Origin of the sequence: Bacillus cereus group sp. MYBK220-1, from assembly GCF_051916445.1 — a bacterium.
In the GTDB taxonomy this organism is placed as follows: Bacteria; Bacillota; Bacilli; order Bacillales; family Bacillaceae_G; genus Bacillus_A; species Bacillus_A cereus.
The window spans coordinates 14485-27397 of record NZ_JBQAGQ010000007.1 but is presented as its reverse complement, the minus strand read 5'-3'; the positions used below and the strand labels follow the sequence as shown (position 1 = coordinate 27397).

Below are 12913 nucleotides of genomic sequence, written 5' to 3'. Positions count from 1 at the left end.
TTGTTCACTGAAAATTTAAATACACAAAATATATATGAAGAGAGCTTTACACGAAATATTGGTGTAATTTCTATAGAAGAACAGAAGAAATTAAAGAATGCTCGTGTTACTGTAGTGGGTGCTGGAGGAGTAGGGGGGATTACACTTATCCAGTTGGCACGAATGGGGATAGGAAATCTTCATGTGATTGATCAGGATGTTTTTGAAGCGAGTAATATTAATCGACAAATGCTTAGCTCTATAAGTAATTTAGGGAAGTCAAAGGCACTTGTGGCTCTAGAAACCTTAAAAGACATTAATCCTTTACTACAAGTAAAGATCACACAAGAGTTTGTTACAGAAAATAACGCGAAAGATCTGCTAGCAAATACAGATATCATTATAGATGCTACTGATAATTTGGTCGCAAGAGTTATTATTCACCGTACGGCTCAAGCTTTAGGAATTCCTTCTATCTGGATTGCTGTTACTCCTCCTTTTAGAGGTGGAGTAATGTCATTAACTCCTGAATCTGTCCCTTATGAAATTGCATTAGGATATCCGTCTTATCAACAAGAACTGACGCCTGAAATGCAAAATAGAATTCATAGTTTAAAAGATGGACGTGCTCTGTATTCTATCAAACATGGTGCAGATAAACAGTGGGCGAATAGCTATGTGAAAAAAGATCGCCCATGGGCTGTACTATCTCCTGTTGCAAATATTGTTGGGATTCTAGCAAGCTTTGAAGCATTCAAGTTTATTGTAAATCGAGAAGATTTACAACCTATAACCAGTCCAAATATTATACAAATTAACCTTTCAGATCCAAATATGGTACAGGTATGTGAACCTGAAAACGGCAGTTGGAATTATACAACTTTATAGAAGAGGGAAAATATATGGTTTCTTTTATACTGCTAGGAATTATTTTTATACTCGCTTTGGTTGTTAAAGATTATGCATTAGCTAGTGCAGCAAGTTTACTAGGTGTGTTGCTTGCTATTGGGCAAAAAGCGATATTGCATTATATTCAACAATATGCCTTTCCGATTGGAATTTTCTTTCTCATGTTATTTCTTTTAGTGCCTATCACATCTGGGAAGATTACCATTGAAAACATAATAAAATGTATTACCTCTCCTATTGGTTTGGGGTCAATTTTAGCGGGTTTTATGGTGTCGTTTATAGGAGGAAAAGGGGTAGGGGTTCTACCTATGAATCCTACCATATTATTAGGCGTTTTAATTGGTACTTTGATTGCCGTATTGTTTACAAAGGGGTTACCAGCTGGATTAATTATTGCAGCTGGAATTATAGCCATCATTTCTATGAAATGAAAGGGAATTTAAAAATGAAGAAAAATTGGAAATATATAAGTTTAATAGGAGTATTCTTTATTCTTTTACTGTCTAGCTGTTCTAATCACCAAGAGGTTCCAAAGAAGAGCAAAGAATCTAAAATAGCAAAAGAAGAATATAAAATCTCACAAGAAGACGAAACATTATTTTTACTTCATAAAAGTATAAATACCAAAAAACAGTATACATCTGACGAAATCATTTTGTTTTTAGAACCGTTTAGTGTTCCTACTGCAGAAGCTTTTGATGTATCAAAATACTCATGGATGGATGCGTATGCTAAAAAAGGATATGACACGTGGGCAATGGATTTTAGAGGATTTGGGCAATCTTCAAGACCGAAAGAAATGTCAGAACCGCCTAATCAAAATAAACCAATCATTCATTTGGACGATGCAACAAAAGATTTAGAAACGGTTGTAAATTGGATTAAAAGTAAAAGAAATGTAAAAAAAATTCATCTTGTTGGCTGGTCATATGGGGGAGTGGTAGCTGGAAATTATGCAATATCACATTCTAATGATGTTAATACACTTGTTTTATATGGATACATGCATGGATTTACGCTTCCAATGATGACAGAGCCCTTTGACAATCCGTTAAAGCGAGGGGAATTCAATCCACATGCACCCTCTTATCAAGCTGTAGACTTTGATAAAGGAATGCATCACTGGCATATGATGATGGGCGAGAAAAAAAATGTAACAAATGAAGCTCTGGATTCTGTAAAAGAAGTATTTCTTCGCTCAGATCCAATTAGCGAGAAAAATAATGGCATAATTCGTCGACCGATGGGTCCTCTTGAAGATTTATATTCTATTTGGAATAACCGTCCTTTATATGATGCATCTCAGATTACTTCTCCTGTGCTGGTTATTTATGGAGAAGATGATTTATTTGCCGATAGAGATATGTTGTCAAAATTAACAGGTGCCAAACACAAAAAGGAAGTTGTGATTCCTGATGCCACGCACTGGGCTGTTTATGAAAAAAATCACCCTATACTATTTGAACAAGTATTGAACTTTATAGAAATGAAAGAAGGAAAAGAGTAATGAGCCAGAATATAACAATATTAGATGCCACTTTACGCGAAGGCGAACAACAATGTGGAGTCCGTTTTTCAAAAGAAGATAAAATTAACCTACTTCATATGTTGGAGGATTTTGGAATCACCTTAATTGAGGTTGGACATCCTGGGGTTTCTCGTGAAGAAGAGGAGATCTGCCAAGAGGTTGCTGCCTCTGCAGAACATGCTGATATTTTAATGCATGCTCGAGCAAAAAAAGAAGAAGTTCATGCTGCTTATCGAGCTGGTGCCGATTGGGTAGGAATTTGGGCGTCTATTAATCCAATTTCTTTGCAAACAAAGTATACCAATCGATCAAAAGATTATGTGGTAAACCAAGTGAAACAAGCGATTGAAGAAGCTAGGACTTTAGGAATGAAAACAAGATTTACAATTGAAGATGCGTCCAGAACTACCTGGGAAGATATTGCTTACCTTGGACAAATTGCATACGAAGCTGGAGCAAATCGGATTAGTTTGGCAGACACTGTGGGGATTTGGGAACCTAATGAGTGTGCAAATATAGTCAAGAAAGCGGTAGAAACATTTCCTTGTGAAATTGAAGTTCATCTTCATAATGATTTAGGACTAGCAATAGCCAACGCTCTTGCTGCTATTGATGCTGGGGCTTGTGTTATTGATGCAACTTTATGTGGGATAGGTGAACGGGCTGGGATTGTTGATTTACTAAATTTATCTGTTCTGTTATCACAAAAATATAATCAATACTTTCAATTAAAAATGATTCCTGAATTAACACAATCTCTTCAATTGGCTACAGGTTGTAAAGTTGATCATTGGAGACCTATCATTGGAAAAAATGTTTTTACACATACAGCACCTTATCACGTAAAAGCTGTGAATCATAATGTTTTAGCATATGAAGGAATTCAACCTGAAATGATAGGAAGAGTGAGGAAGATACAACAAAAACAGGTAGAACGAAAAGGCCCTCGTCTTTCAAAGAATTTACGTGTTAGTAAACCATTTGTAAAAGGGGCATCTGAACTTTTGTATCATAGGGATGGACCAGGGGAACGATGGGTACAAATCGATCATAGAACAGATGAGCGTGCTTCATTTTATGTAATACAACGTATATTCTGTAATCAACATATGGACGAAAACTTGGAAGGTCATGTGGATTATCATGCACATCATTGTGATAGTGCTTTTATTTTTTGGGGTAATAACATAGATGGTACAGGGCTTATATGTGAAGTGGAAATCGAAGGAGACGTGCAAATCATTGAAAGCCCTGCATCTGTTTTTATTCCATCCGGTTTCAAACATAAATACAAGTACCTTTCAGGTATAGGAACATACACAAACATTGTACTAGCACCTAATTATAATTCAAGCTTGTTAGAAGAAGAGCTTTCGAAATTATATATATATTAACAAAGATTAGAAACAGATGGGATCCAATAGATTTTTTGAATCCTATCTGTCTTTTTGAATGGCCCCAAAAAGAAGGAATCGTTGCCGTATTCCTATAGCGTCCTATCTCAAAATAAATGAGTACAAAATTAATTAATCCTCTTTTATCATAAATACTTGTATTTACAAAATGGCTGTGAAAATATAAATGAAATTGGAGGGTTTATGCTCTTAATATTTATTTTATATTATATAGACAAACTTAAATATGTTGGGGAGTTAATAGTAATATGAAAGAAATTGAAATTATAAAATCAAAAGAAACAATGACTATTATATGGCAAGGTGCAATGATAAGTATTCCCTTAGAGGACATACTTAAAGTTTATAAAAATAATAATAATATTACAGACACTACCAAAGTGGTGAATATCGGAAAATGCATTCAGCATTCAGAACATATCTTTATTAGAACAAAGAAATTAGATTACTTATTATTTACAACTAATAAGTTAGCACTTCTAAATAAAATTAACCTTCAATTATTTTAAAAGATACTTAAAAAGGATCTGGTACAAAATGGATTTTTATATGAGTAGTAAATGAGCTGTGAAAACTGCCAAGCTTTTTCTAAAAAATCCGTGGTTTCTTAGGTTCTGTTGCGAAGTTGTGTAAATGAATTTACATTCTTGAAAAAAGGAGTAAAGAGAAACAGTTCAAAGAGAATATTATCTTGGAAGCTAGATGAAACTTATATAAAAAGGAAGACTTTCAAAATGAGAAAGTCTTCCTTAGCTTTTTCCTAATCCCAATTAATATCCCCAGTAGTTATAGCTCCTTTAGCTTTGCAATACAAATAAAATTCTTATTTCTACTGCAAGCAAGTGCTATTGAGCAAATGAAGTATGAAATTTCCCGTGAATTGGGAGTCACACTAGGACCTGATACATCATCGCGTGCAAATGGCTCTGTTGGTGGAGAAATTACAAAGCGCTTAGTTCGAATGGCTGAAGAGCAATTAACAGGACAATACAGGTTACACTAAGAATAAAAAATAAAAGGAAGAAGGATCCCCTAAGATGAATTTTCTACCTTTTATTTACATAAAATCTAAAAATAGGTTTTTAAAACTTAAAAACGGCACTCAGATTCATTTATAAGAGCTTTTATTTGTTGTGACAATACACATAGTATAGAAACTCATTAAACCCTTTAAAATCAACCTGGAGTCTATTAAACGTTGTTTCGCCTAAAATCTTTATTTTTTATTGTTTTAAGGTGTAATTTGTAAGAATTTATCTACAAATTCTAAAATAACAGCATAAGTTAAAAGAAAAAATGATAATAAATTCCCAAATATAACGAAATAAAATGCGTAACTTTCCTGAGTAACATTGAGCTGAAAAACAATGTTCCATTTAATGTAGTTAGTTTGTAAATATGCTTAAACTACCTGAAACATTAGCGTATTAATTGAAGTATCTGACGTAAATAATTTCTTCGTATGATTAAGAAATAAATAATTTGCACACATATAAAACTTGTAAAGATAAGAATTGAATTTCCTGTAACAGATAAATCTATATACTTACGCTGCGCTAAATATTGTAATGCTACAAACGCCACGCTACTATGAATTATCGCAATTACAATTGGTACAAAAAATAATATACTAATTTGTTGAGTTACAATTTTTTTTAACTCTTTTTGGGTTAATCCTACTTTAGAAAGCATTTCATACTGTTGTTTGTCTCGATCTAGATCTGTAAATAGACGGAAGTACAAAAAGCTGATCGCAAACACAAAAAATACAATTCCTACTAATACACTTATAATAGAAAGAAGTCCATTCGCTTGTTTTCCTTCTAACCATTGTAAAAATAAGGATTCAAATTTATAAGATGGATTCATTTTTTCGCTATCATAAGGGAACATCTTTATGAATTGTTTAGAGATATCTTCTGTTTCTGTCCAATTTTCAATTAAAAAACCATATTGTGTATATTCATTATGCTCTTGTTTTTGCAATGGTGGCGTATTGATTATTTTTTCGTAAACTGAATCTGAGACAACAGAAATATAACCATAGGAAGGACTCAATATATTATCCATTAATAATTTTTTACCAGAAACATTGATACGTATATTCCCTTGCTGCAGTGTATAAGATGAAACTTCTTTTTTTAGTTCATCTTGAGATTCTCTTCTAAGCCTACTTTTTGATGGAAGAATAAGGCTGTCATGTTCATTCTGCAAAGTCTCAACAGGATACCCTAGTATTTTAGCGGATGCATTATAATCAGTAAGCTTCATGATATCTGCCGTATTTTCTGTTGTAAAAACAGTAGGAGAGACCAATTTATAGGAAAAGTCAGCATCATTCAATTGTTTTTGTATCTGAGCAATATGAGATGCTTCCTCCACATTTTCCTTATAGGATGTATAACTAAATGCATAAGGAGTCTGAGATTGTACGAATGTACTGCTTCCCACTGCAAGACAAACACCAATAGAAGTAAAAGCAACAGTAGAAAGAATACACACTAGAAATAGGGTTTTCGCATTATCTGTCATTCGATACGCTAACTCTGAAAGAGTTAACAGATTGGTCTTTTTAAAGAACGTATGTTGACGCTTCTTCAATGTTTGGATGAGATAAAAGCTGAGTTGGGTAAATAAAAAGTATGTTCCTACTACAGTGAAAAAGACGCAAGCTAACATAACATATACAAAACTATCTCCTTTCCATAACGCAGTATATAAATAAAATGCTGATGCATATCCTATACCAATAAAAAGAATAGAGAGTAAACCTAACCATTTAGATGACTTTGGTTCTGGTTTTGGTTTTTCTTCTGATTTCATGAGTTCGATAAGCTGAGATAATTTCATCATTCGCGTAGTGTACAAAGAAACAACTATAAATAGGATGAGGAACGAGAGACCTGTTATTAGAATTGCTTTGGATGGAAAATAAAATGGAAGACCACCTTTTAATGTCAAAAGAGAAGCGCTCAGTAACAAAACTAATTTTCCAAAGACAAGTCCAAGTCCAATACCAACAAGAATAGAGCAACACCCAATGAACATATTTTCAATAAAGATCAGTTTGTGTAATTGGGAGTTAGCCATACCATGGAGCATTAAAATTCCAAATTCTCGCTTTCTTGTTTTTAAAAATGCAGTGACAGAATATAAAATGAAGAAAAAGGAAAAAAATACAATCAAATATTGAGCAATTTTAAATCCTTGTGTGCCCAAAGCACTCATGGTTGCACTTGTCGATGCAAGTTTCCCAGTGAAATAAGGGTGAAATGCGAGTAACTCGAAAGCAAAAAAAATCATAACAGCAAATGTACTACTTAAAAAATGACCGATATATAATCGTTTATTGCGAATAACGTTATTACATGCGAATTGACGAAAATTCATGTTGATTTCCTCCTAGTAAGGATAATACATCTATAATGTTTTGATAAAACATTGAACGATTATCACTACAATAAATTTCATTATAAAATGTACCATCTTTAATAAAGACCACTCGGTCGCAGTAACTCGCAGCCATTGGATCATGTGTCACTAACATCATGGTTGCTTGTTGTTCCTTGTTTAATTTCGTTAATAGTTCCATTACATCACCAGCAGCTTTTGAATCTAAGTTCCCTGTCGGTTCATCTGCAAGAATTAATCGAGGAGAATGAATGAGTGCACGAGCAATCGCTGTTCGTTGAGCTTGTCCACCTGAAATTTCATAGGTTCGTTTATTTAAAATTTCCCCAATACCTAATTGGTTTGAAATGAATTCTACTCGTTTGTGCATTTCTTTCAGATTTACATTGTCTAATGTAAGTGGAAGAAGAATATTTTCTTTTACTGTTAAAGTATTCAAAAGGTTAAATGATTGAAAGATAAATCCCAATTCACGACGTCGAAATAGTGCCAAGTCATGAGAGGATAAACGAAAAGGGTTCTTGCCATTAATCAATACTTCGCCTGATGTTGGCGCATCAATAGTAGAAATCATATTGAGGAAAGTGGTTTTCCCACTTCCAGATGGTCCCATAATCCCTACAAATTCCCCCTTATTTATCGTCAAATCAATATTTGAAAGTGCTTTATAGGATACTTTTCCTGTGTAGAGTTTACTTAAGTCGCGAACCTGTAGTATGCCCATACGAGTATACCTCTTTTCTTGTAGTTTATGTTAATGAGTGTATCCAAACTACAATATTTCTCATATTGAATTATCTTTCATTTGTCTTACAAACCCGAAATACTTCTGAATATTTCGAAATAAAAGCGGTTTTAATCGTCATATTTAGGGGAACCTTTTACAGTATTAAGGAAGAGGGAATCAGCTTAGGATTAATGGTCTGTTATAAAATTATTGAAGCACACCAGGGGAAGGTATTTATTGAGAGTGAAGTGAATAAGGGAACTATAGTTGAAGTCACTCTCCCAATTTGCACACTTCAAAATTATTACATTCTTTTACTGAAATTTTATAAGTTAGTAAGCAGTTAGCTTTGGCTAGCTGCTTTTTTGTATATATTGTAATCGATTCTTCATATTACGGCTTTTTGATGTTTCATATATAGATTTTAAAAACTTTGTAAGTGTTTTGTAACATTTACGAGAGACTTTTTTAACAGTTATGAGAGAGAAAAGAAAGATTCGTTATATATGATGAAATTAATCTTACAAGTAGGTGTTCTAATCGACCTAGAAACCAAGGAGGAAAATAACAATGAAACAATTAAAGCCAGCAATTAGTGTATTAGGTAGTGTATCGATGGCACTGACTCTAGCATCTCCTGCTTTAGCAGATGTAAAACAACCGAATCCAGGAGGTACAGTTGAAATATTCAAAGAGAATACAAATGCAAAAAAAGAAGATAAGAATTTCACGCTTGGATCTGATGGGGAGATAGGTTCGCTCATTACACAAAACATTGAAATGGCAAACAATGATTGGGACAAAGATGGTATTTCTAACGACTTAGAGATTAATGGATATAAAATTGAATTCAATTCACAAACCGGAAAAAATGAAGCAAAAGCATGGGATCCTGAGAAGGATAAAGGGAAACCAAAATTTATATCGAATCCTATGAATGCAAATACGGATGGTGATCCTTTTACTGATATGTATGAGGTTGAGAATTATAACAACGATTCTGATACTAATTTCAATCCGATAGTTGCCAATATACCTAATTTGCAAATTGGTGTCAAACGAATTGAAGTAATTCCTATTGCAACCATTACGGATAATAATGGCGGATCAGTTAGCAGAGGATGGGAAAAAAGTGTATCTACACAACATTCATTTAATGTAGGTTTAAGTGGTTCAGGTGGTGTTGAAGGCTCAGCAGCCGGCCCTGTTCCTTCCGGAAGTGTTTCAGCAAATGTGGGATATGGATATTCAAAAACAACTACGGAAACGGAGAGTTATACAAATAATTTTGATTGGTCTACTGCAACAACTGTGGATACAGCGAACGCAGCAAAATTACGGGTACATTTGGAATATAAGAATGTAGGAACTGCATCAGCTGAAAATGTTTCGCCACATTTTAATATTCGTTTAGGAAACAAAATTATTAATACTGTAAAGGCGACACAAGATCGTTATAAAGCAAACTATTTAAGTACAGAAAAAGGTGGACGGAATAAAACAGAAGTAGTAATTGACAGTTTAGAAGGACAAGCAGATGCAAATATTGTCTTATCTTTGGATGAATTAAAAGCTGTTGAACAAGGGGAACTTCTCTCGATTGAAGTTTTACCTACAAGTACAATGGATTTATCTATTGAAAAAGGTGAAGAAATTATGCATTTGGGGGATTCAGGGAGATATGAGTCTAGAGTGAATGCAGCTACTGAGCAATTAGAAACAGATATAGGAAATATACCAAAGTTTAGGGTATATACTCCTAAAGACAAATCCCTTGCTGATAAGCCAGTGTTATCCTATAACGAAGTTTTTCAACATGTAAATATAGATACGAAAAAAGTAAATCATATTGTAAACAAGGCTAAAAGTACTAATAACGTATCAGTGGTTTCAGCTAATAATGGAACTGATGCATTAAACGATTTAAAAGCGGGACAGGGAGATCGCGGTTATTTACATAAAAACTCTGTACACGGTGCTTTTGCAAAACTACAGCAACCAACATTAGTAGAAGGTAGTTATGATTCTGTGACGCAAAAGATTAGGGCAACAATTTTACCTGGCTTATTTGGAGTGAGTAAAGAGATTCCTACTACGTATAACAAGAAATGGAATGCTCCGTCACAAACAGTAACACTAGTTAAACGTGAGAATGGATTTACATATGAGTCTAGAGAAAATATACACCCTATTAAATCTGAAATTGCTGCGCACAGAAAAGTTACATTTGAAATCAATGACGCACACAATTTAACGCCTACACAAAAGATTGATACTGAAATTAAAGCTAATAAAGAATTTGAAGATTATGTAGTAGATAATTCAGGTGAATTTGTTACAGAAGGAGTTCCTTATACCGTGGCTTCATATGGAAATACAGCTTATTGGGGAAGTCATCATGCCGGGAATAAATGGGAGTATCTTTGGTCTGAAAAATCTAGCGATGAAAAAGTAAATATAATTATTGAAAGAGTAGGTCAACCTAAACCTGGAAAACCAATTAAAAAAGATGAAGAGGTATTAATTAAATTTCAAAATCCTATTTATTCAGATTACGCATATTTAAAACTTCAAGATAGTTATATCCACTTAGATCAAAAACAGAACGCAAGTACTTTTAAATTTAATCATGCATATCCAAAGAATTTCACCGGACACCATAAGCAATGGAACATACTATCTAATGGTAACAAGTTAAAGGTAGGATATTTAATCGATTATATGAAATATGGTAATGGAGAGAATGGGACTGATACTATAGCATGGAATCTATCAAGAGTTCAGTAATAGGTAATAGTTCTGTTGCTAAGTTTGGAAAGAGAAACGGAAATGAATTGAATCCGAAAAGTTAGATACAATAATTTAGGCTACTAATAAGGAATGAGTTCGATGTTGAATCGGACTCATTTCTTTTAATTTATATGATTTAGTAACTACTATTTTAAATACTTATCTAGTCATATAAGTAATCAAATGTTAAGATTACTATCTATATTACATAATTTATTTTCTGAATTTTCATTTGTTTCAAGGCTGAAATGTGGAATTCTAATTTATTTATATGATTAGTTTCTATATCTTTACCTATAAAGATATTTTTAGTGAATAATAGAAAAAAATTGTGTTATTGGTGAAAAAGAAGTGAGGATAGTATATGAAGAAAAGAATTTTAATTGTAGAAGATGAAGAAAATATTAGAGAAGTATGCAAACGGTATTTAGAAAGAGAAGAATATGAAGTTTATACAGCTGTAAATGGTAAAGAGGGTTGGGATTTATTTCTTACACATCAACCAGATTTAATTATATTAGATTTGATGATGCCAAAAAAAGATGGATGGGAATTATGTGAGGAAATTCGTCAACAGTCAAATGTCCCTATTATTATGTTAACTGCTAAGGGAGAGGAAAGGGATCGAATTTTAGGCTTAACAATGGGGGCAGATGATTATTTAACAAAACCATTTTCCCCTCGTGAATTAGTATTAAGGGTTCAAATTATACTAAGAAGAGGAAGTCATGTACCAATACAAGCGAAAGAATCCCTGTTGGAAGTGATAGAATTTCCAGATTTAAAAATATATCCAAAGACAAGATATGTACTTGTTTGTGATAAGGAAGTGGAGTTAACGGTGAAAGAGTTTGAGGTACTTTATCTCATGGCAAAGCATCCAAAACAAGTATTTTCTCGCTCGCAGCTTCTTGAATTAATTTGGGATTTTGGACATGAAGGGGCATCAAACACAGTTACCGTATTAGTGAGTCGTTTACGTGAAAAGCTCGAGAAGCATACGATAAAGAATCGTTGGATTCATACGGTTTGGGGTATAGGATATCGCTTTGAGCCAAATGGAGGAAATGAAACATGAGATTACGTATTCAATTGTTACTCATGAATCTATTAAGTACCAGTATTATGGTAATTGCTATATGGTATAGTGAGACCAAAATGTTACTTGAGCCGGAACAAACGCGGTTATTAACAGTAATTGCATTTGTAGCATTCATTATTTCAACATTTATTTATTGGTTAATGACACGTCCTATCATGAGATCTATACAAAATTTAATAAAATTGACGAAACAATTTAGTGATAGACACTTTGAAACAATGTATATAATTGGTCAAGAACCACGTGAGTTTAAAGAATTAGCAACAGCCTTTCAACAGATGGCAAAAAAATTAGAAGAAGGGTTTACTAAGTTAGAGGAACAGGAAAACTCTCGTAAGGAGCTAATTACCAATATCTCACACGACTTACGAACACCTATGGCTAGCATGCAAATGATGATAGAAGCATTACAAGATAACCTGATTGAAGATCCTGAAACGAAAAAGCAATACTTAGCAACGGTTTTAAAAGAAATAGAAAGATTAAATGGATTAATTAACGACTTATTTGATCTTTCAAAGTTAGAGTTTGAGCAAGTAGATTTTCACCCAAGTTTCACACATTTAGATAAAGTTCTATTAGATGTATTAGAGTCACATTCTGTATTATTAGGAGACAAACAAATCCATGTGCAATTGGATGTCCCTGATACATTACCTCGACTTTTGATTATGCCTTGTAAAATAGAAAGGGTCATAGGTAATTTATTACATAATGCAATTCGATATTCTCCTATCTCTGGAACAATTGAATTGACTGTAGTGGAAAATAAACTAGCTCAACAGGTCCAATTCACTTTGCGGGATGAAGGAATAGGAATTTCTCCAAATGATCAATTACGTGTATTTGAACGTTTTTTTAGAACAGATCGATCAAGAAGTTCACAATCTGGAGGTTCTGGACTTGGATTAGCTATTGCAAAATCATTAATTGAAATGCACAAAGGGGAAATTGGTGTAAGGAATCGCGCAGATGGTAAGCAGGGAAGTGAATTTTGGTTCACTCTTCCCATCACATCAGTAAAAAAATAAGATGGCTGAAAGACTTTTGTA

11 protein-coding genes and 1 pseudogene are annotated in these 12913 nt (G+C 33.4%); 10 read left to right on the top strand and 2 right to left on the bottom strand.

Going from position 1 to position 12913, the window contains the following annotated elements:
* The 6 genes and pseudogenes from ACTFRU_RS23025 to ACTFRU_RS23000 all read left to right on the top strand — a co-directional run bounded on the left by ACTFRU_RS23025 (position 1) and on the right by ACTFRU_RS23000 (position 4834).
* Entirely contained in the window at positions 1-867 is an 867-nt protein-coding gene (locus ACTFRU_RS23025; RefSeq protein ID WP_440037892.1) for a HesA/MoeB/ThiF family protein, read from the top strand.
* Positions 868-881: 14 nt separating this feature from the next.
* A complete protein-coding gene (locus ACTFRU_RS23020; RefSeq protein ID WP_065705829.1) occupies positions 882-1319 on the top strand; it encodes a DUF441 family protein in 438 nt (145 codons plus the stop codon).
* A 14-nt stretch (positions 1320-1333) separates the two neighbouring features.
* Complete coding sequence (locus tag ACTFRU_RS23015) at positions 1334-2395, top strand: alpha/beta hydrolase (protein ID WP_440037891.1); 1062 nt, start codon at positions 1334-1336, stop codon at positions 2393-2395.
* Positions 2395-3810: a homocitrate synthase/isopropylmalate synthase family protein gene (locus ACTFRU_RS23010; protein ID WP_017658117.1), complete on the top strand. Its 1416-nt coding sequence runs from the start codon at positions 2395-2397 to the stop codon at positions 3808-3810. The genes ACTFRU_RS23015 and ACTFRU_RS23010 overlap by 1 nt, the downstream gene beginning before the upstream one ends.
* A 269-nt stretch (positions 3811-4079) precedes the next feature.
* Complete coding sequence (locus tag ACTFRU_RS23005) at positions 4080-4340, top strand: SunI/YnzG family protein (protein ID WP_017658116.1); 261 nt, start codon at positions 4080-4082, stop codon at positions 4338-4340.
* A 310-nt stretch (positions 4341-4650) separates the two neighbouring features.
* Positions 4651-4834: pseudogene (locus tag ACTFRU_RS23000) on the top strand (small, acid-soluble spore protein, alpha/beta type).
* Positions 4835-5250: 416 nt separating this feature from the next.
* Here the strand turns inward: ACTFRU_RS23000 and ACTFRU_RS22995 are convergent.
* Positions 5251-7221 carry an ABC transporter permease gene (locus ACTFRU_RS22995; RefSeq protein WP_078386464.1) on the bottom strand — a complete coding sequence of 657 codons (1971 nt, stop codon included), beginning with the start codon at positions 7219-7221 and terminating at the stop codon, positions 5251-5253.
* Positions 7196-7966, bottom strand: a complete 771-nt coding sequence (locus tag ACTFRU_RS22990; RefSeq protein ID WP_078386463.1) for an ABC transporter ATP-binding protein — start codon at positions 7964-7966, stop codon at positions 7196-7198. The genes ACTFRU_RS22995 and ACTFRU_RS22990 overlap by 26 nt, the downstream gene beginning before the upstream one ends.
* Between ACTFRU_RS22990 and ACTFRU_RS22985 the strand changes: the two genes are divergently transcribed.
* The 4 genes from ACTFRU_RS22985 (at position 7903) to ACTFRU_RS22970 (ending at position 12892) form a co-directional block, all read left to right on the top strand.
* The gene (locus tag ACTFRU_RS22985) at positions 7903-8316 is read left to right on the top strand and encodes an ATP-binding protein (protein ID WP_256861350.1); all 414 of its coding nucleotides are present in this window, start codon (positions 7903-7905) and stop codon (positions 8314-8316) included. The genes ACTFRU_RS22990 and ACTFRU_RS22985 overlap by 64 nt on opposite strands.
* Before the next feature lie 223 nt (positions 8317-8539).
* On the top strand, positions 8540-10756 hold the full coding sequence (locus tag ACTFRU_RS22980) for a binary toxin-like calcium binding domain-containing protein (RefSeq protein WP_098593103.1): 2217 nt from the start codon (positions 8540-8542) through the stop codon (positions 10754-10756).
* 367 nt (positions 10757-11123) lie between these two features.
* Complete coding sequence (locus ACTFRU_RS22975; RefSeq protein WP_000746049.1) at positions 11124-11837, top strand: response regulator transcription factor; 714 nt, start codon at positions 11124-11126, stop codon at positions 11835-11837.
* On the top strand, positions 11834-12892 hold the full coding sequence (locus ACTFRU_RS22970) for a sensor histidine kinase (RefSeq protein WP_042514325.1): 1059 nt from the start codon (positions 11834-11836) through the stop codon (positions 12890-12892). The genes ACTFRU_RS22975 and ACTFRU_RS22970 overlap by 4 nt, the downstream gene beginning before the upstream one ends.
* Positions 12893-12913 lie beyond the last annotated feature (21 nt).

Excerpts from the sequence above, each read along its gene's own strand:
- ACTFRU_RS23020 (WP_065705829.1), top strand. The coding sequence starts at position 882 with ATGGTTTCTTTTATACTGCTAGGAATTATTTTTATACTCGCTTTGGTT.
- ACTFRU_RS23015 (WP_440037891.1), top strand. The coding sequence starts at position 1,334 with ATGAAGAAAAATTGGAAATATATAAGTTTAATAGGAGTATTCTTTATT.
- ACTFRU_RS23010 (WP_017658117.1), top strand. The coding sequence starts at position 2,395 with ATGAGCCAGAATATAACAATATTAGATGCCACTTTACGCGAAGGCGAA.
- ACTFRU_RS23005 (WP_017658116.1), top strand. The coding sequence starts at position 4,080 with ATGAAAGAAATTGAAATTATAAAATCAAAAGAAACAATGACTATTATA.
- ACTFRU_RS22995 (WP_078386464.1), bottom strand. The coding sequence starts at position 7,221 with ATGAATTTTCGTCAATTCGCATGTAATAACGTTATTCGCAATAAACGA.
- ACTFRU_RS22990 (WP_078386463.1), bottom strand. The coding sequence starts at position 7,966 with ATGGGCATACTACAGGTTCGCGACTTAAGTAAACTCTACACAGGAAAA.
- ACTFRU_RS22980 (WP_098593103.1), top strand. The coding sequence starts at position 8,540 with ATGAAACAATTAAAGCCAGCAATTAGTGTATTAGGTAGTGTATCGATG.
- ACTFRU_RS22975 (WP_000746049.1), top strand. The coding sequence starts at position 11,124 with ATGAAGAAAAGAATTTTAATTGTAGAAGATGAAGAAAATATTAGAGAA.
- ACTFRU_RS22970 (WP_042514325.1), top strand. The coding sequence starts at position 11,834 with ATGAGATTACGTATTCAATTGTTACTCATGAATCTATTAAGTACCAGT.